General features: G+C 44.4%; 14 protein-coding genes. 9 read left to right on the forward strand and 5 right to left on the reverse strand.

Annotated features, from left to right (window positions below; translation table 11 throughout):
• Positions 1-9: 9 nt before the first annotated feature.
• Together NIT79A3_RS00620 and ppc are read right to left on the reverse strand one after the other, a co-directional pair.
• Positions 10-1,308: a pitrilysin family protein gene (locus tag NIT79A3_RS00620; RefSeq protein WP_156797134.1), complete on the reverse strand. Its 1,299-nt coding sequence runs from the start codon at positions 1,306-1,308 to the stop codon at positions 10-12.
• Positions 1,309-1,357: 49 nt separating this feature from the next.
• Entirely contained in the window at positions 1,358-4,153 is a 2,796-nt protein-coding gene (gene ppc, locus NIT79A3_RS00625) for a phosphoenolpyruvate carboxylase (protein WP_013964336.1), read from the reverse strand.
• A 122-nt stretch (positions 4,154-4,275) separates the two neighbouring features.
• Here ppc and hemC point away from each other — a divergent pair, with 122 nt between their 5' ends.
• The 3 genes from hemC to NIT79A3_RS00640 all read left to right on the forward strand — a co-directional run bounded on the left by hemC (position 4,276) and on the right by NIT79A3_RS00640 (position 7,347).
• Complete coding sequence (gene hemC, locus NIT79A3_RS00630; RefSeq protein ID WP_013964337.1) at positions 4,276-5,232, forward strand: hydroxymethylbilane synthase; 957 nt, start codon at positions 4,276-4,278, stop codon at positions 5,230-5,232.
• Between the two features lie 2 nt (positions 5,233-5,234).
• On the forward strand, positions 5,235-6,029 hold the full coding sequence (locus NIT79A3_RS00635; protein ID WP_013964338.1) for a uroporphyrinogen-III synthase: 795 nt from the start codon (positions 5,235-5,237) through the stop codon (positions 6,027-6,029).
• A gap of 142 nt (positions 6,030-6,171) precedes the next feature.
• Positions 6,172-7,347 (forward strand): heme biosynthesis HemY N-terminal domain-containing protein, encoded by a 1,176-nt coding sequence (locus NIT79A3_RS00640; protein WP_013964339.1) that lies wholly within the window; start codon positions 6,172-6,174, stop codon positions 7,345-7,347.
• A gap of 5 nt (positions 7,348-7,352) precedes the next feature.
• Here the strand turns inward: NIT79A3_RS00640 and NIT79A3_RS00645 are convergent, their stop codons facing one another.
• On the reverse strand, positions 7,353-8,408 hold the full coding sequence (locus tag NIT79A3_RS00645; RefSeq protein ID WP_013964340.1) for a CDP-6-deoxy-delta-3,4-glucoseen reductase: 1,056 nt from the start codon (positions 8,406-8,408) through the stop codon (positions 7,353-7,355).
• A gap of 47 nt (positions 8,409-8,455) precedes the next feature.
• Here NIT79A3_RS00645 and NIT79A3_RS00650 point away from each other — a divergent pair, with 47 nt between their 5' ends.
• From NIT79A3_RS00650 to zapD, 5 genes are all read left to right on the forward strand, one after another.
• On the forward strand, positions 8,456-9,352 hold the full coding sequence (locus NIT79A3_RS00650) for an SDR family oxidoreductase (protein WP_013964341.1): 897 nt from the start codon (positions 8,456-8,458) through the stop codon (positions 9,350-9,352).
• Between the two features lie 186 nt (positions 9,353-9,538).
• Positions 9,539-10,762, forward strand: coding sequence for a type II secretion system F family protein (locus NIT79A3_RS00655; RefSeq protein ID WP_013964342.1), 1,224 nt, complete (start codon positions 9,539-9,541; stop codon positions 10,760-10,762).
• Between the two features lie 38 nt (positions 10,763-10,800).
• Positions 10,801-11,661, forward strand: coding sequence for an A24 family peptidase (locus tag NIT79A3_RS00660; protein ID WP_041360430.1), 861 nt, complete (start codon positions 10,801-10,803; stop codon positions 11,659-11,661).
• A gap of 3 nt (positions 11,662-11,664) precedes the next feature.
• Positions 11,665-12,285, forward strand: a complete 621-nt coding sequence (coaE, locus tag NIT79A3_RS00665; protein WP_013964344.1) for a dephospho-CoA kinase — start codon at positions 11,665-11,667, stop codon at positions 12,283-12,285.
• A 101-nt stretch (positions 12,286-12,386) separates the two neighbouring features.
• Positions 12,387-13,142 carry a cell division protein ZapD gene (gene zapD, locus NIT79A3_RS00670; RefSeq protein ID WP_013964345.1) on the forward strand — a complete coding sequence of 252 codons (756 nt, stop codon included), beginning with the start codon at positions 12,387-12,389 and terminating at the stop codon, positions 13,140-13,142.
• Between the two features lie 189 nt (positions 13,143-13,331).
• Here the strand turns inward: zapD and cphA (NIT79A3_RS00675) are convergent, their stop codons facing one another.
• Together cphA (NIT79A3_RS00675) and cphA (NIT79A3_RS00680) are read right to left on the reverse strand one after the other, a co-directional pair.
• On the reverse strand, positions 13,332-15,905 hold the full coding sequence (gene cphA, locus NIT79A3_RS00675; RefSeq protein ID WP_013964346.1) for a cyanophycin synthetase: 2,574 nt from the start codon (positions 15,903-15,905) through the stop codon (positions 13,332-13,334).
• Entirely contained in the window at positions 15,902-18,232 is a 2,331-nt protein-coding gene (cphA, locus tag NIT79A3_RS00680; RefSeq protein WP_013964347.1) for a cyanophycin synthetase, read from the reverse strand. The genes cphA (NIT79A3_RS00675) and cphA (NIT79A3_RS00680) overlap by 4 nt, the downstream gene beginning before the upstream one ends.
• A 304-nt stretch (positions 18,233-18,536) precedes the next feature.
• On the opposite strand from cphA (NIT79A3_RS00680), the gene NIT79A3_RS00685 reads away from it, so the two are divergent.
• Positions 18,537-19,601: an IS630 family transposase gene (locus tag NIT79A3_RS00685; RefSeq protein WP_013964348.1), complete on the forward strand. Its 1,065-nt coding sequence runs from the start codon at positions 18,537-18,539 to the stop codon at positions 19,599-19,601.
• The last annotated feature ends 70 nt before the right edge of the window (positions 19,602-19,671 follow it).

Below are 19,671 nucleotides of genomic sequence, written 5' to 3' on the forward strand. Positions count from 1 at the left end.
ATCAAGCTTTTACTCTATTGCTCCCACGACAACAGTGACCATTCCGTCAGGCTGAATTCGTCTCTGGAATGCTTGCCAGATTTGCTCGGTTGTTACTGCTTCAACTGCTACCAGATAATCCGTTAAATAAGTTAGTGGCAAATTATAAAAGCCAATCATGGAAAGAAAACTCAATATTTTGCTATTACTATCTATTCGAAGCGGGAAACCGCCAATAATATTTTGTTTAGCAGCCAGTAACTCTTCCTCTGTTGGACCACTTGCAACAAATTCTTTAAGTACTTTCTGGGTTAATGCCAGCGCTTCTTCTGACTGCTCTTTTTTTGTTTGCAAGCCTATCTGAAAAGGCCCTTGTTCTTTATAGGGAGCAAAGAAGCTGTAAACACTATAAGCCAAACCGCGTTTTTGACGAACTTCTTCCATTAAACGTGAAACAAATCCCCCGCCCCCCAGTATATGATTTCCGACTAGAAGGGGAAAATAATCTGGATCACTGCGGCGCAGTCCAGGGTAGGCCGATTGAATGTGACTTTGCGTTGCCGGGTGAGGAATTCTTTTCGTTTCTGCGACGGGTATTGGTACTGCAGGAACTTCGGCTTTCAGTCCGCCGGAAGATAAATTTTCAGTTAATCGTTCCGCAATTGCTGCGGCTTCAAGCCGCGTAACATCCCCAATGATCGCTATCACTGCGTTCCCGGCAACATAATAGGAGCGATAAAAAGTAAGCAAGTCTTCCCGCTGTAACTTATTCAGTGTTTCAATTTCTCCCATCTCATTGAATCCGTAAGGATGGCTCCTATACAGCATTTTCATCAACTCGCGTTCGCCAATGTAATCTGGTTTGGTGCTTGATTCTTTAATGCTCGAAATTATTCTTGCCTTTTCACGCAACAATATTTCCTGCGGGAATTCCGGGGACTGAATAACGCGTGCAAATACATCAAGGGCCTGCTTGCGTTCCCGCTCACTGCTCAAAGTACGCAAAGCTAATCCAGCACGATCGCGGTCAAAATTATTTTTAAGTTGCGCGCCGACATCAGCCAATGCTGTAGCAATTTGGTCTTCAGACAAGCCATTCGCGCCGAGACTGAGTAAATGCTGTACCAGATTGGCACAGCCTGATTTACTGGCTGTATCCATGGCACTGCCCGCAGCAAACTCTACATTGATATCCAGCATGGGTAAATCGTGATTTTCGACAAAATAAACCCGTGCGCCGGAGGATGTCTGCCAGTGCTGGATCGGCAGTGAAGCCAATACCCATTGGGAATAAAAACTGAACAACACGATACAAATGAATCGCTTTATGTGCACTAAAGCCTCCTACAGCTCAAGCATTTCAGTAATAAGACGCTGATTAACCACTATTGCGTAACCCGGCTGTTACACCATTAATTGTAAGGTGGATGGAACGCTTAACTTCTTCACTATCTTCCCCCGACCGGTAACGGCGCAGCAATTCCACCTGCAAATGGTTGAGCGGATCAATATAAGGGGTTCTGTTGCGAATGCTCCGTGCTAGCGTTGGATTGTCTTGCAATAACTCGGTATGGCCGGTCACGGCAAACAGCCATTTTTGACTTCTTGCCCATTCATCTTTGATACGCCCAAAAATCTGCTCGCGCAATGCAACATCTTCGACTAATTCTGCATAGCGGGATGCAATACCCATATCAGTTTTAGTCAGCACCATGTCCATATTTGACAGTAATGTTTGCATGAAGGGCCAATTTTGATACATTTCCTGTAATAATTGCAATCCTTGCCCAGGTTGATCTTCACGATTTACAAAAGCTTCCACTGCATGACCAAAGCCATACCAGCCCGGCAGCATCATACGGCTTAGACTCCAGCTGAATACCCAAGGAATAGCGCGCAGATCTTCAATGGCATCCGAATTTTTCCGCGATGGGGGCCGGCTGCCGATGTGCAGCCCCGCCATTTCCCGGATAGGCGTTGATTCCAGGAAGAATTGCTTAAACCCGGGTGTTTCATACACCAAGTCACGGTAAGCCGCAAAAGAAGCGGATGCCAGCATCTCCATAGCCGGATAATAGCGATCTGCATTTGCACCCAGTGAATCATGGCTCAATAGTGTAGCTTCCAAGGTTGCTGCCACCAGTGTTTCAAGATTCCGCCGCCCTATTTCAGGTTCAGCATATTTGCTGCTGATAACCTCGCCTTGTTCGGTTACGCGTATTTGCCCGTTAACACTGCCTGGCGGCTGTGCCAGGATACTTTGATAACTGGGTCCGCCCCCTCGGCCTACTGTACCGCCGCGGCCGTGAAATAAGCGTAACTCAACTTGGTGTTTGGCAAAAACTTTGGTGAGCTCAATTTCGGCTTTATAAATCTCCCAATTCGACGTGATAAAGCCGCCATCCTTGTTGCTGTCTGAGTAACCCAGCATAACTTCCTGTACGTTGCCACGTGAACTAAGCAGTTTGCGATAATAGGGCAGTGAAAATAACTGATCCATAATATTGCTACAACTGCGCAAATCAGAGATCGTTTCAAATAGCGGGATAATATTGAGGAAAAGCTGCGGATTTTCTCCGGCTTGCAACAAACCGACTTGCTGTAACAAGAATGCCACTTCCAGCACATTAATGATATCGGTGGTCATTGAAATGATGTAATTCGACATCGCTACACGTCCAAAGCGGCGATGAATTTCGGCGGCGCATTGCAAAATGCGCAGTTCGGATTGCGCCAGCTCGGAAAAATCAGCGTACGAGGCCAGTATCGAACGTGGTAGACTAATTTCTTTAAGTAGCCATTCAATGCGATCTTTTTCACTCAGCTGCGCATATCCTTTCCGCCCTGTGCTGTGCTCGAATAATTCACCGACGACCTGCTCATGGATCTTGCTATGCTGGCGCATATCCAGCGGTGCTAAATGGAAACCAAATACATCCACGGCACGGCAGAGATTACGTAATGAGCCACGTGCTATCCAAGATGATTTGTGTTGTTTGAGCGAATGGATGATGGCATTAAGGTCGTGCAAAAATTCAGTACTACTCGCATAAGGTGCTCTAGCCTCTCCCGGCGTGTATTGCGTAACCTGATGACCTAGTTGATGCGCGGTCGCAACCAAACGTGCGGCTATACTGAGAAAAATCCGCCGGTACGGTTCGTCAGACCGGTTAGGAATATCCGGCGCGGTAGCGGCCAGTTGTTTGACTTCATCGCTGACTTGTACCAATTGCTCGGTCAGACTCATAGAGCGGCCGATTTTTTGCACGGCATCAATATAAAAATCCAATGCCACCGACGACTGACGTTCTACCGCCCTTAACATGACATCATGTGTGACAAAAGGATTGCCGTCACGGTCGCCGCCAATCCAACTACCGATGCGTAAGAAAGATGTAACGTAGGGAACATCTTTAACCAATCGGCGTTCGAGCAGGTCTTCAATTTTGGCATAGATGTAGGGGATCTCTGTCAAAAAAGTGTAGCTGTAATATGCCAAGCCATTTTCAATTTCATCATACACAGACAAGCGGGTGGGACGTAACATGCGAGTCTGCCACAATATCTGAATGGTAGCGCGCAAGCCTTCTTCATTATGGCGCAATTCATTTGGCGTGAGTTCAGTACGCGCACGCTCTTTCAGCAAACGCTCAATGGTTAGCTGACAATCCAGGATACTTCTTCGTTGGACTTCTGTTGGATGGGCTGTCAGAACCGGTGATATCATCGCCTTGTTAAAAAACTCGGCTAGGACTGTAATGTCCTTCCTGCTTTCCAATACGCGTTCCAGTGCCAATGTAACACTTCCAGCCTGCGGCGGGGATCCGGCGCGAAGATGTGCGCGCCGGCGCCGGTTGTGATGAACGTCCTCAGCAATATTGGAAAGTAGTGAAAAATAACTGAATGCACGAACAACAGGCAGAGAATCTTTGTCACTCAACCGATTAAGTAACGCATCGAGCTCATCCCTCGCCTTCAGATCTTGGTCCCGATGAAAACGAATCGCAGTCTGGCGTATATTCTCGACCAATTCGAAAGCGCCATCTCCATCCTGCTCACGTAACGTATCACCTAACATCCGTCCTAGAAAACGAATATCTTCGCGCAATGGTAAGTCTTTATCATCCACCAATTTATTATTGGCAACATTATTCTCTGAATCAGCTGCGTTCATCGCATCACACACTCACTTAAAAATGAATCCGGCACGCACTTGCGACAAGCCAAGTCCGTGCCGACCATGCTAGAATGATTATTATTAAGAATTTTTTGTAATTTTTTCATTTTATACTATTAATGCCCAATTCACTTTTATATCCCCAGAAAATCGTCATTGCATCACGTGAAAGCCTGCTTGCAATGTGGCAAGCTAAGTTTATTCAGAAATGTTTAGGCGAATTATACCCGCAAACTGAAGTCAGCATACTCGGCATGACAACGCGCGGCGATCAAATACTGGACCAGTCATTATCAAAAATAGGCGGGAAGGGTTTGTTCATCAAGGAACTGGAGCAAGCTTTAGAAGATGGACGCGCCGATATCGCGGTGCATTCGATGAAAGATATGCCCATGAATGTGCCCGAGGGATTCAAGCTTGCTGCCATCACGGAACGGGAAGATCCTCGCGATGCTTTTGTTTCCAATCAATATGTTAATCTGGATACGCTGCCAGAAGGCAGTGTCGTGGGTACATCAAGCCTGCGGCGAGAAAGTCAATTGCGTGCTCGTTTTCCTTATCTTCAAGTACAGCCATTGCGCGGCAATGTGCAAACCCGGTTACGTAAACTCGATGAGGGGCAGTATGCTGCAATCATACTTGCTGCGGCTGGTTTAAAACGGCTTGGATTATCTGATCGCATCACAGCACTGCTGAATCCTGAGCAAAGCTTACCGGCGGTGGGGCAAGGTGCTTTGGGTATCGAATGCCGGGCTGATCGCATAGATTTGGTTGAGCTAATGCAACCTTTGCATCACCAGCCAACGGCCTTTTGTGTTGAAGCAGAACGAGCCTTAAGTCGCGTATTGGGAGGTAGTTGCCAGGTACCATTGGGAGCATTTGCTGAAATTATCGATGGCATACTCGAGTTACGTGGATTCGTTGCGCAACCCGATGGCAAACGCATTGTCAGTGGCGCATTGAATGGCAAACCAGAAACTGGTATTGCTATCGGGCAACAATTGGCTAAAAAGCTAATAACAGAAGGCGCTGATGAAATCTTGGCAACACTGGTCCCTGCAGAAGGTTGGAAATAGCATTGCTTGCAAATAAACAGTTAGACGGTATTAATATTCTAGTTACTCGTCCAATACATCAATCGGTTTTTCTGGCAGAAGGTATTCGCGCTATCGGTGGTAATCCAATTCTACTTCCGGTACTCGAAATAACTGATGTAAAAGATTTAAATCCATTACTAGATCTAATTGGCCGCTTAGATGAATTCGATTGGGCGATATTTGTCAGTCCTAATGCTGTCAACAAAGCAATGCAGTTAATAGGCAAGCAACGTATATTGCCATCTCATTTGAGATTTGCCGCTGTCGGTAAAGGCAGTGCAGATGCTTTAAAGCATTATGGCATCAACGAGGTACTCGTTCCAGTCGAGCATTTTGATAGTGAAGCATTACTGCAGCAGGAGCAATTGCAAAACATGGCTGGCAAACGGGTTGTTATTTTTCGTGGTAACGGTGGCAGGGAGTTACTGGGAGATACGCTCATTCAGCGTGGCGCACTTCTCGAATACGCAGAATGCTACCAGCGCAGGAAGCCAGATATCGATACTACGTCACTAATTGCTGCTTGGTCGCAAGGCGAGATACACGCCGTGATTATCACGAGCAGCGAAGGATTGCATAATTTATTTGACATAATAGGCAAGCTTGGCCAACAATTACTGAAATCGACCCCGGTTTTTACAACTCATGAACGCATAGCCCGGACAGCGAAAGAATTGGGGCTGGGAAAAATCGTAAAAGCTATGTCTGCTGGAGATGAAGGTTTGCTGGAAAGCCTGCAAGCGTACTTTAAGGTAACCGGGAAATATACAGTTTAGTAGAAAAAGCACGCGGGCTGCGGAATAAAGCTAAAGCTAAAGCTAAAGCGTTTATTACACCATTCGAACTAATCATGGCTGGTGTCTATGTAATTTGTGGTTCACATTAACAATGATCGCTCTACTGCAATGAGGAGAAAATATGAAACTAATACTCTGGCTATTGGCACTATTTGCTGCTGCTGTAGCTGTTACACTCGCGGCAAAAAACATGACGGGCCGTGCTCTGTTGGAGATGCCACCCTACCAAATAGAGCTATCACTTGATCACTTTATTATTGGGGTAATTGCTGCATTTTTTATTTTCTACATTGTAGTCCGGATTATTCTGGGAATATTTGGATTCAGTCGACGGCATCGCCATAAAAAAACAGACGAAATGCTATTGTCTGGATTGAAAGCTTATTTTGAGGGCGATTTTGTTAAAGCCCAAAGAAATACAGCCATTGCATTAAAGTTAGCTGATTCATCGACGGCCCAAGCAATTTGCGCTGTCATTGCAGCTCGTTCGGCAAATAAGCTTGATGAAATCACAGCGCGAGATCAATATCTGCGCACTGCACTCCATCAAGCACCCGATGAAAAATCGTTATGCCTTGCCACTAAAACTGAATTTCTATTGAATGATCGGCGTTACGAAGAAGCGCTTAAAACGTTGCAATCATTGTACGCGGATGGCGGTTTACAATCGACTGTTGTTTTACAACTGGAGCTGGAAGCGCAACAACAAGCTGGGAATTGGGATGCAGTCATTGAGTTAACTGAAATCCTTGCGAAACGTCAGTCAGCCAATAAAACGTTAGTAAGGGAATTAAAACATCACGCACAAATAGAAAATATTAGAAGCAAAGCTTCTGATTTACAGTTACTAAACCAGTATTGGCAGCACATATCACCGATGGAGAAAATGGATAGCAAGCTTTCTGTTGCTGCTGCGCGGGCCTACATCTCATTAGGAAATTGCACGATTGCAAATCGGATTATAGAACAAAATGTTCCCATTACATGGGATGACGAATTGATTGAACTCTATGCGGAATGTCTAGATTATCATGTTAATAGACAGATCGAGTGTGCTGAAGTTTGGCTTAAATCACAACCCAATAACTCACAATTGTTATTGACACTCGGTAAACTTTGCACCTACTGTGAGCTTTGGGGTAAAGCGCAAAATTATTTGGAAGCCAGCTTGTCTGTTGAACCGGGGCATAAAGCGCATTTTGCTTTAGCTCAACTTAATGAGAAATTAGGTAAACACGAATTAGCTATGAATCATTATAATAAAGGGCTTGAATTGACACTTAAACAACTTAGTTAATGCAGCTAAGATTCCTGTACAACTTGGGGATTGCTGGTTGAGGGTGTAAATACATCCGAGAAAAAAGCATCTTTCGGCAAATTGCGAAGATTGGTAAAGTCGTGGTATGCAGCTTTTACCATAGCTGGGGCGCCACAGGCATATACCTGATGTTTTATCAAACTGCGATAATCTTGCATGACAGCTTCATGTACCAAACCTATCCTCCCTTCCCAGTTGTCGGTTGGTAAGGGCTCAGACAGCACAGGGACAAAAGTGAAATTCTTGTGCTGTTGTTGCCACTTATCTGCTAAATCCGCTAAATATAGATCAGCTCTTTTGCGAGCACCCCAGTAGAGTGTCATTCTCATTTTTTTGTATCGACCGTTCTCTTGATGAAAAATATGTTCAAGAATACTTTTGATTGGCGCAAACCCTGTGCCGCTCGCCAGAAAGATAATGGAAGTATCCTCGGGAGCATCGCGTAGAAAGAATGATCCTAGAGGTCCTGTGAAGCGAAGAATATCTTTGACTCTCATGTGTGTAAAAACATGTTCAGTAAATGCGCCTCCAGGATAATTACGTGCATGTAATTGTAAAAACTCATCATCATGTGGTGCATTTGCTAAAGAAAAACTCCGGCGTTTTCCATCTTTGAGCAAGATATCGATATATTGGCCTGCTAAAAACTGCAAACGCTGATTAGTAGGAAGTTTTAGAGAAATAACCATCACATCAGGAGCGACAAGCTCAAGATTATGTACACGGCACGGTAATGTTTTAATTTCAATATCCTTAGTGGCACCGATTTCATGACATTCAATAACCAGATCCGTTAATGGAGAAGCACAGCAAAATAATGCTTTACCGGCTTGCTTTTCGTCTTCAGTTAAGGCTTCTTCACTAGGGTGGCCATAGTCTACTGCTCCTTGTATGATTGTTCCTTTACAAATCCCACAGGAACCATTGCGACAGCCATAAGGCAGCGAGAAACCTTCACGGAGGGCTGCTTCAAGAATTGTTTCTCCTGACTCTACTTTTAGAGCATGATCGCTGGGTTTAATAATGATTTGATACGACATTGAGTGGCGGGAAAATAGAAGTTTATAATTAAAAATAAATAACTGATATGAAAAAAACACTATTAATTGTTGGTTGCGGTGATATTGCCTTACGAGCAGTGCCACTATTACAAACGCATTATCGAATGCTCGGTTTATATCGTAATTTGGATAACGCTGACCATTTAAGGTTGCATGGTATTATCCCAATTTACGGAAATCTTGACCTACCGAGAAGTCTTGAGAAACTCGCTGGGATTGCACAATTAGTTCTTCATTTGGCCCCACCGCCCAGCCAAGGATTATACGATCGCAGGACTACGCATCTGCTGTCAGCATTAACCAGACGAACAAAAAAACGCACGTTAATTTTACCACAACGACTCATTTATATCAGTACCAGCGGGGTTTATGGCGATTGCCACGGAGAGTTAATAAACGAAACGTACCCAGTTCACCCGGAGAGCGGTCGAGCAATACGGCGCATCGATGCTGAAAGACAGATACGTAATTGGGGAAAGCGGAATCATATTCCTGTTTCCATTTTACGCGTACCGGGGATTTATGCAGAAAACAGATTGCCACTAACACGCTTGCGAGAAGGTCATCCGGCATTATTGGATACTGAAGACGGTTATACCAATCATATTCATGCGGATGATCTCGCTCGAATAATTTATGCTGCTTTGCAACATGCAAAGCCAAATAGAATCTATCATACCTGTGATGACTCGCATCTGAAAATGGGGGAATATTTTGATTTGGTTGCGGATCATTTTGGTTTGCCGCGACCCCTTCGTATCACCCGCAATCAAGCTCAAGAACAGATATCACCTACGATGCTATCTTTCATGAAAGAGTCCAGGCGGCTTAATAATCTAAGAATGAAAAAAGAGTTGCACGTCAGCTTGTTGTACCCAACAGTTTATGATGGCATTAAATCTGTTCATACGGAGAGCCAATAAAATCTAAGATTGAGCGATATGCTATGAAATAACGCTAAGTGATACACGAAACTATGCCGTTAATGCCGCACAAGCTCAAAATAATCTTTTGCGCTTTGTTGTCAATGATAGTGGCGGAATGTGAGTTTTTGTAATGTTTTTCTAGTATTTATTTCATGGATACTCTCAGTTTTTTAGGAGCTAATTATGGCAACTGTGACAGCGCACACAGAAAATAAAATAAAAGAAATTAATTATTCGTGGGAAGGAAAGGACCGAGCTGGTAAACAGATAAAAGGTGAAATGCGCGCTGCTGGGACAGTCATTGTTACTTCTACGTTACGCCGCCAGGGTATCAAAGTTACAAAAATAAAGAAAACTCAGGCTGGTGGCAAAATTACTGATAAGGATATTACGTTATTTACCCGTCAGCTGGCTACCATGATGAAATCTGGTGTCCCGCTGCTACAAGCCTTCGATATAGTGGGCAGAGGGCACAGCAACCGAGCCTTGAGTAAACTACTATTGGATATTAAAGCCGATGTAGAAACTGGTAGTAATTTGACAGATGCATTTCGCAAATACCCACTTTACTTCGATGCATTATATTGTAATCTAGTGGGAGCGGGAGAAGCTGCCGGTATTCTGGACCATATTTTAGATCGTTTAGCAACCTACAAAGAAAAAATTCAAGCCATCAAGGGAAAAATTAAATCAGCACTTTTTTACCCTATTTCGATTATCGTGGTTGCTTTTGTTATTACTGCGGTCATCATGATTTTTGTAATCCCTGCCTTTAAAGATCTATTCGAAGGATTTGGCGCTGAATTGCCCGCGCCAACGCTTCTTGTAATGACCATTTCAAATTTCTTCGTCGCTTATTGGTGGGCCATTTTAGGTGTTCTGGGTGGTGGAATTTATGCTTTTTTGTATACTTGGAAGCGTTCGATCTCAATGCAACGTGTTATGGATCGTTTTGCACTTAAGCTGCCTATCTTCGGAGAAGTAATTCGTAAAGCCACGATTGCACGCTGGTCGCGTACGCTTTCAACTATGTTTGCTGCAGGTGTTCCTCTGGTAGAGTCATTGGATTCTGTGGCGGGTGCGGCAGGGAATCATATTTATTTTGAAGCCACAAAGAACATACAAATTGAAGTCAGTACAGGCAATAGTTTGACGTCTTCTATGGCCGGCACCAATGTATTTCCGAATATGGTGATTCAAATGGTCGCCATCGGTGAAGAGGCCGGTTCACTTGATTCCATGTTAAGTAAAATTGCTGATTTCTACGAAGCAGAAGTCGATGATGCAGTTGCTGCACTGTCAAGCTTGATGGAACCCATCATCATGGTTGTATTGGGAACACTAATTGGTGGTATGGTTATTGCTATGTATTTGCCCATCTTTAAAATGGGTATGGTTGTTAATTAAATGCGACTCCCGGAATTTAATTCTATTACATGATAACCATGCCATTACTATCCATGCTGCAAGATATGCCTGCTTTCTTTGTTTCATTTGTCGCAATAATCGGATTAATGATCGGCAGTTTTCTAAACGTAGTGATATATCGTCTGCCTGAAATGATGAAAAGAAATTGGCTGCAGCAATGCGCGGAGCTGCATGGTGAAGCGAACAAAGCATTGCCAACATTTAACTTGATTACCCCGCGTTCAGAATGTATCCATTGCAAACATAAAATAACCGCATGGGAAAATATTCCTATTGTTAGCTATCTTTTTCTACATGGGCGTTGCTCTCAGTGTCATGCAAGGATTTCACTGCGTTATCCTATTGTAGAAGCAGTAACAGCCCTTCTGAGCGGTTTTGTTGCCTGGTACTATGGTTATGGTGTGATAACCATTGCGGTATTGATTTTTGTGTGGGCACTCATAACCCTTGCTGTCATTGATTTGAATACGCAATTGCTGCCGGATGATATAACGTTACCACTATTATGGGTGGGCTTACTGGTTAATATGAACAACGGTTTTACTGATATTCAATCTGCGGTTATTGGCGCTGTAGCAGGCTATCTTTCCTTGTGGTCAATTTACTGGTGCTTTAAACTTCTAACGGGTAAAGAAGGTATGGGCTATGGCGATTTTAAATTGCTGTCTGCCATTGGCGCGTGGCTTGGTTGGAGCATGCTTCCGCTGGTCATTCTGTTTTCATCGCTGGTGGGTGCGATTGCCGGTATTGGGTTAATGTTAGCAGCTAGACTCAATAAGAACATTCCCATTCCATTCGGTCCTTATCTGGTTGGCGGGGCATTTATTGCTCTATTTTGGGGAGAAAAGCTAAATCATTCTTATTATGGTTTATTCTGATCAATGACTTTTATCGTCGGATTGACCGGAGGGATTGGTTGTGGAAAATCCAGTGCCAGTCAGTTTTTTTTAGATTTAGGTATTGACGTTGTGGACACCGATGTAATTGCTCGAAACTTAACCCAGCCTCATGGCTTAGCCATTAACCCAATTCGTAATGCCTTCCAAGATAGTATGATTGCAGCAGATGGTTCTTTGGATAGGGAAAAAATGCGTAACCTGATTTTTTCGGATAATGATTCACGGTTCAAGCTCGAAAATATTCTACACCCCCTCATTCTTAAAGAAACTATTCAGAAAATTGCACAAACCAAGTCTTCCTACATCATAATCGTCGTTCCCTTGTTATTTGAAACGAATGATTATGACAATATTATTCAACGTATTCTGATTGTCGATTGTGAGGAGCAGCAGCAAATTTCGCGTACCATCTCGCGCAGTAATTTGTCTGAGCAACAGGTAAGGGCGATTATGGCAACACAGATTTCGCGAAAAGAGCGCTTACAGAAAGCTGATGATGTTATGATTAATAATCAGGATATTGATTACCTGAAAGCACAGGTAATTCAGCTGCACCATAAATATCTTAATCTTGCAGAGAGTAAACGGGATGCTAGGATATAACGAGTAAGAAATTATTTGGGAAATTTAATTTTTTTGTGAAATAATCTTATCTAAGGCAAGATTCTAATACCTCTAATCTTTCTTGTGGATGCATAGCTATTGTGATTTGTTACGAACACCCGCTTAATGAACGTATCCGTACTCTTCTGCGACTTGAGGATTTATTCAATAAAATTGATTTCTTTTCAATTAAAGATACCGCTACTGAGCATCATGCCTCGCTCATCGCATTATTTGAGGTGCTTGAAATTACCAGTCGCGCAGATATTAAATCAGATTTATTACAAGAACTTGAACGACAAAAGCAGATACTTGAGATGTTACGCAGGAATCCGGATGTTTCTGAGGTAGCGCTCGATATTGTGCTCAATGACATAAAAAGCACCTTCCGGGAAATGCTGGATTTTCCCGGCAAGGTTGGAGAGCATTTGCGGGAGAACGAATGGCTAATGGCAATCAAGCAGCGAATTGGGATACCGGGCGGTTGCTGTGTATTTGATTTACCATCTTATCATTATTGGTTGAACTTGGATCCCGTTCACCGGCATAAAGATTTTAACGAATGGCTAACACCATTTCAGCCCATACGCAATGCATTTGGGATTGTGCTTCACTTATTGAGAAAGAGTGGCAGAACTTTGCAAGTTGTCGCAAATCAAGGTATTTTCCAACAAACAGGTTCGGAATATTCGGCACATATGCTGAGATTGAACTTAAGTGACCAACTGCCTTGTGTGCCTGAAATCAGCGCTAATAAATATGCTCTGAATATCCGCTTCATTCCCACGCAATCGGGTCAAAGAAACAAAGTTTACGAAGGTGATGTCACATTCGAACTCACCTTCTGTAATCTCTAGAAGGGAGTTAAAAAAATATCTTCGTTGCTGCTGCGGTGTTAAAAACAGACTCAAAATGTCCATTTATTAGACATAAACTGCGTTTTTTCGCCTGTTTTTGCCTTGTATCGGCTATCTCGAATATCTTTTTCAGTGGCCTGCTAGTTTAAGAGCTAAGTCATTCAGTAAAATGACTTAGCAATCAATATATCAACCTAATGCTATACGATTATTAATTTGCCCAAGTGACTGCTCAACTTGATCAACCAAAATAAGACATAATTCACCATCCTGCAAATTGGATAGCGCCGCATCAATTGCAATTGCCTCTCCAATTATTTCACTTATTTTTTGAGTACGTCTGGCATTACCCAAACCTTCACGCAATAATGTCAGTACCTCTCCATCTGCGCGACCGCGCTGACATTGATCTTGATAAAGTACTACTTCATCAAATGCATCACCAAGAATTCTTGTCTGTTCACGGATATCTTCATCACGCCGGTCCCCAGCTGCACTAATAACTACTGAGCGCTTCTTTGATGGAATATTGTCAATGGCGCTTACAAGTGCCTGTATCGCATCAGGATTGTGTCCGTAATCAGCGATCAATGTAGCGTTGCGGTAATTGAAAAGGTTAAAGCGGCCTGGCGCGGTCTGTATATTGCTTAGAAAACCGGCTACACCGGCATAGATAACCGCCCAATCCAATCCAAGTGCCCAACCGGCCCCAACAGCAGCCATCACATTTTCTATTTGAAAGTTGATGCTGCCATTCTTTGTCAGTGGAATTTCGTTCAAGGGTATCCGGTATTCATTACTTTCTCCTGTAGCGACGATATACCCATCTTTTACATAGATCACACGTTTATGCTGTGCATGGTGCATTGCAAGCACAGGATGATGGTTATCACGCGCAAAGAAAATCACTGAACCAGGACAATAATCAGCCATACTGGCGACGAGTGGGTCAGCGGCATTGAGCACAGCAAAACCGGTACCGGGTGTTACATTCTGTACAACGATGCGTTTAACTGCGGCCAGTTCTTCCGCAGTGTTGACATATGCCATGCCAAGATGATCGCCCATACCAATATTGGTTACAACAGCAACGTGGCAGCGATCAAATCCCAAGCCTTCGCGTAATAATCCGCCACGCGCAGTTTCTAAGACTGCTGCATCGATATCAGGGTGAAAAAGAATGTTTCTCGCACTTTTTGGACCGCTACAATCTCCAGTATCAATACACTGTTCATCGACGTATACACCATCTGTACACGTAATGCCCACACATTTATTATCTTTTTCTAAAATATTGGCAATCAGGCGCGTTGTTGTCGTTTTGCCGTTGGTTCCCGTTACTGCGATCACCGGAATTCGAGCATCCTGTCCATGAGGAAACATGTAATCGATGATTGCTTCACCAACGGCGCGTGCTTTACCAAAAGAAGGTTGCAAGTGCATGCGCAAGCCAGGCGCCGCATTAATTTCGATAACTCCACCACCTTGATCTTCCAATGAATTCATGACATTGTCGCAAACAACATCAACGCCGCAAATATCCAAACCGACAACTTTTGCAGCTGCAACCACACGCGCCGCCAACTCAGGATGGACATCATCGGTCACATCAGTGGCGGTACCGCCTGTTGATAAGTTGGCATTGTTGCGTAACACAACGCGCATTCCTTTGACCGGAATCGATTCGGCCGTTAATCCCTGCGCTGCCAGATGAGCTATAGAAATCTCATCCAGATGAATTTTAGTTAGTGAAGTGACGTGCCCTTCTCCACGCATTGGATCGCGATTAATTTGCTCCACCAATTCATAAATGCTATGTACGCCATCACCAATAACTTGTGGAGGATCACGGCGCGCAGCAGCGACCAGCTTGTTGCCTACGACTAGCATGCGATAATCATGTCCGGGAATATAACGTTCTACCAGGACATTATCACTGATTTCAGCGGCGATCATATAAGCTGTTTTTACTTGTTCTGCGCTAACAAGATTAACTGTTACGCCTTTACCTTGATTGCTGTCTTTTGGTTTTATTACAACTGGAATACCTATTTCGCAAGCTGCTATCCAAGCATCTTCAACGTTCTCTACCTCTCGGCCGAGAGGAACTGGTATACCTGCTGCATGCAACAAAGTTTTGGTCAATTCCTTATCCTGAACGATTGCTTCCGCAACAGCACTGGTCATGTCGCTTTCAGATGCTTGAATACGACGCTGCTTACTACCCCAACCAAATTGCACCAAACTGCCTTCTGTTAAGCGGCGAAACGGAATACCGCGAGCGACAGCAGCTTGAACAATAGCACCCGTGCTCGGTCCTAAGCGTATATTTTCGTTGAGCTCACGTAAACGATGTATAGCATCGGTTACATCAAAAGCAGTATCTTCAATGGCTGCAATACACAAAGTTTGCGCCAGCTCAAAAGCAAGTTTGCCAATTTTTTCTTCAGTGTAACCGACTATGACGCGATAGGTATCGGCATCTGGAGTTAAAACGGTACGGCTAAAGGTTATCGGGCAACCTGCTTGAACTTGTAAACCGAGTGTGGCAAATTCAAGTACGTGCGCTATCGTGACAGCTTCATGATGACCAGCAGGTTGAAGTAAAGCAATCTCAGGGAAATGTTCACGTAATCGTGCTTCAAACCCAGGGATGGCATCAATATTATTTTCGGATCCATTGCAAACGATAGTAGCTTCAATAGAGGTGTGCTGACTCCATAAATTTGGTCCGCGCAGTGCTCGAATACGCAAAACTTTCATAGCTTGATTCCTTGAGTTTGTAATCCAATTGGAAGATTCTGATACTCTGACTTATATTTTTCCTGACTGAAACCAAACGTTTCAATTCCGATACGTATGAGATCAGGATCAATACCTAATGCCCATGCAGCTCCGATAGCTGCTAACACATTTTCTATTTCATGCGTGCTATGTTCGCCACTTGCAGCGGGTATTTCCATCAATCTGACCAGTGGTAATTCATCAGAACCGGTAACAAGCATGATTGTGTTATTGCGCACTATCACAGCGCGTTTACCTTGCTTGGGACCGGTTCCGTTGATGCGATGTTGAGTAATTGCTGGTAAGTCTGGGCTAATGCTGAAGAAAATTACTTCACCATGGCACAACTCGGATATCTCAACCAACATTTCTTCCTTGGCATTGAGTACTGCAGCGCCGATGGGTAGTTTTACATCTTCTTCCACATCATCGATAGCTGCAGCTGTTGGTGTAACTACATCAACTTGTGTGCGCAGTACAGTAAAAACCTGTTTCAGCGTTTCGATTCCATAACGGCCAAAATGACAGGCTGGATCAACATTGGTGATGACGCCGATCTGGCAACTGTCGTATACCAATCCTTCGTTTAGTATGGCTTCAAAGCCATTCTCAAGCACTGCGGCTTCGACAGTCGGATTCATCAGTGTACGGTTAGCTGCCGCCCAATTGGCACTGTTGTTTTTATCAATTTGCCTGTAATCCTGATAAAGACCATTGCTGCATGCCAAGCCAGTTTGTTTACCTGAAAGAATAAGTAATCTGGCAACAAGATAAGCGACTGCTGTCTTGCCATAACTGCCCGTAATTCCCACAATAGGAATGCGACCGTTATCTTGATTTGGAAATAAATGATCAACTATGGCTTTTCCAACGGGTCGCGGTTTGCCCACTGCCGGTTTAATATGCATCAGCAAACTTGGACCGGCATTTACCTCTACAATGGCGCCATTTTGTGCGCTCAGTGGGCGTGATATGTCGCTGGTCACCAGATCAATACCGGCAATATCCAGACCAATGATACGTGCAGCAAGTGACGCGATGGATGCAGTACTTGGGTGAACTTGATCTGTTACATCAAATGCGTGGTTACCATTACGCTGAATCAGAACTTTGATGCCACTAGGTACAATTGAATCACTATGATAGCCTTGGTGGGCAATCTCCATTTGAGCTGCATTATCCAGACGAATTAGATTTAGCGGATGATCTTCCGTTGATCCACGGCGAGGATCAGAATTGATTTGAGATTCGATTAATTCAGCTATAGTTGAAGCGCCATCCCCGATTACTGATACCGAGTCGCCTTGCGTAGCAGCTATGAGCCGTCCGCCAACAATTAACAAGCGATGTTCAATACCTGCAATATAGCGTTCAACTAATACTTCCGTGCCTTCTTTTAAGGCCATGTGATAAGCCGATTCAATTTCTTCGCGGCTGCTTAATTCAATAAAAACGCCGCGCCCATGGTTTCCATCGCAAGGCTTTACGACTACCGGCATACCAATGTCATTAGCTACTTCCCAGGCTGCTTCAGCGCTGTCAACGATGCGTCCTTCTGGGACAGGTACGCCACAAGATTGTAATAATGCTTTTGTCAAATCCTTATCACGAGAAATACTTTCTGCAATAGCCGGCGTACGATCTGTCTCAGCGGTCCAGATGTGCCGGGAACGAGCACCATATCCCAGTTGCACAAGATTTCCCTTGGTAAGGAGCCGGGTGGCAGGAATATTGCGTGCGACAGCAGCATCTACAATACAAGCTGTAGAAGGACCAAGCCAGAGTGAATCAACCAAATCCCGAAGATGTCTGATGGTACCTTCAACATCATACGATGGGCTGTGAGATTGCTGGAAGTTCATTGCTGCCAGTACTAATTCACGCGCAGCATACAAAGCAGATCGTGTAATTTCTGCATGCCAGGCACTTAATGCAACCTTATATACACCGCGTACTGAGGTTTCACGGGCTCTGCCAAAACCGCCGCGCATTCCAGCCAGATTTTGCAGTTCCAATGTTACATGTTCAAGAATATGGCATGGCCACGTACCTTCCTTTACACGGCGTAAAAAACCGCCGCGTTCTTCATAACTGCAGCGGTGTTCGATCAGTGACGGAAGCCATTCAGACAATCGCTCATAAAAGCCTGGAATCGTATCAGAAGGAAAATCTTCAAGTTCGCCAATATCAACCGTTGCCTCGAGAGCAGGGTAATACGTCCAAATATTTGGACCATTCAAGTGCTTGATTTCAAGAAGCTCAATATCTTTAGCACTATTGCAATTTAGTTTTGAGCAGTCGGACATAAAATTTGAATTAGAAAGAAGAGATGCTATTAACGCTGCTCAAATTAATAGGTTTACAAGAATCCAAACAATTTTCAAATACATTATCCAATTTGTTTTTGATAAACCCGTTTCTTAAACCGCTTTGTGTTCTGTTATCCGAATTGGGTGGGAATGTTGATTAACTGCCATTGGTGCTCAAACTAGTTGAAATGCTGCTGCGAACTTGCCATACCTCCCTCGCTAGTATAGTGTCTTGTAAATGACTTTACATTATTCTAATTTTGCTTATACTCGAAGCACGAACTGTTTTGAGGAGCGAATCATGGTAAAGACAAAGGTTGTCCTTGATGAGGAAGAGAAACGAGAGCTGGATAGGCGGTTACGCGCCAGCACCGTGTCAGTACGAGATCGGCAGCGCGCACAAATCATTTTGCTGAGGGCTGAAGGGCATACGCAGGAAGCAATCGGTGCGAAAGCCGGAGTGACACGTGTGACCGTGAGTTATTGGTGTCAGCGTTTTGCCAAGGAACGGTTGGCTGGTCTCACGGATGCGCCTGGACGTGGCCGCAAGCCTTCGTTACCCGATACGGCGGTCAAGAAAGTGTTGGAGACAGTAACGCGCCCGCCCGCTAATCTGGTGCGCTGGAGTTGCCGTACCATGGCGCAAGCGGCGGGTATTTCGACGGCCAGCGTACAACGCTTGTGGGCTGCAAACGACATCAAGCCGCACCTGACCCGAACCTTCAAGCTGTCGAACGATGTTCATTTCGAGGAAAAATTCTGGGATGTCATCGGCTTGTATCTCAATCCACCGGAAAAAGCGCTGGTGCTGTGTTGCGACGAGAAATCACAATGTCAGTCGCTGGAGCGTACTCAGCCGGGCTTGCCGCTGGGCATCGGGCATATCAAGACCACAACGCACGATTATATTCGTCATGGAACCTTGACTTTGTTTGCTGCGCTAAACTATCTGGAGGGGAAACTGATCACAACCATCTCCAAACAACACCGGCATCAGGAATGGCTGGCGTTCCTCAAGAAAATCGAACGGGAAACACCGAAAGATTTGGATATCCATCTGATTGCCGACAATTACGCAACCCACAAACATTCCGAGGTAAACGCCTGGCTGGCCAAGCACCCCAGATTCCACATGCACTTCACGCCAACTTCATCCTCATGGCTTAACCTGGTCGAGCGTTTCTTCCGCGCTCTGACTGACCAGATCGTCAGTGGCAGCTTTACTTCAGTTAAGGAACTGTCAGATAGAATCTTTAACTATTTGGCTGACCGCAATCAAAATCCCAAACGTTATGTCTGGAATGCCAAGGGCGAAGAAATTTTGCGGAAAATTCAGCGTGCTCGTAACGCCATGATGCAATCGTAGGTCGCTGTTTAAATGTATGAGCATTTGAGAGACACTACACTAGCATCGCCAGCAATTAAATGACTACTAT

It is taken from the genome of Nitrosomonas sp. Is79A3, from assembly GCF_000219585.1.
GTDB lineage: Bacteria > Pseudomonadota > Gammaproteobacteria > Burkholderiales > Nitrosomonadaceae > Nitrosomonas.

Bases quoted from the DNA above. Each gene is read 5' to 3' on its own strand.
- hemC (WP_013964337.1), top strand. From the start codon at position 4,276: ATGCCCAATTCACTTTTATATCCCCAGAAAATCGTCATTGCATCACGT.
- coaE (WP_013964344.1), top strand. From the start codon at position 11,665: ATGACTTTTATCGTCGGATTGACCGGAGGGATTGGTTGTGGAAAATCC.
- ppc (WP_013964336.1), bottom strand. From the start codon at position 4,153: ATGAACGCAGCTGATTCAGAGAATAATGTTGCCAATAATAAATTGGTG.
- cphA (WP_013964347.1), bottom strand. From the start codon at position 18,232: ATGTCCGACTGCTCAAAACTAAATTGCAATAGTGCTAAAGATATTGAG.
- NIT79A3_RS00650 (WP_013964341.1), top strand. From the start codon at position 8,456: ATGAAAAAAACACTATTAATTGTTGGTTGCGGTGATATTGCCTTACGA.
- NIT79A3_RS00645 (WP_013964340.1), bottom strand. From the start codon at position 8,408: ATGTCGTATCAAATCATTATTAAACCCAGCGATCATGCTCTAAAAGTA.
- NIT79A3_RS00685 (WP_013964348.1), top strand. From the start codon at position 18,537: ATGGTAAAGACAAAGGTTGTCCTTGATGAGGAAGAGAAACGAGAGCTG.
- NIT79A3_RS00640 (WP_013964339.1), top strand. From the start codon at position 6,172: ATGAAACTAATACTCTGGCTATTGGCACTATTTGCTGCTGCTGTAGCT.
- NIT79A3_RS00655 (WP_013964342.1), top strand. From the start codon at position 9,539: ATGGCAACTGTGACAGCGCACACAGAAAATAAAATAAAAGAAATTAAT.
- cphA (WP_013964346.1), bottom strand. From the start codon at position 15,905: ATGAAAGTTTTGCGTATTCGAGCACTGCGCGGACCAAATTTATGGAGT.
- NIT79A3_RS00660 (WP_041360430.1), top strand. From the start codon at position 10,801: ATGCCATTACTATCCATGCTGCAAGATATGCCTGCTTTCTTTGTTTCA.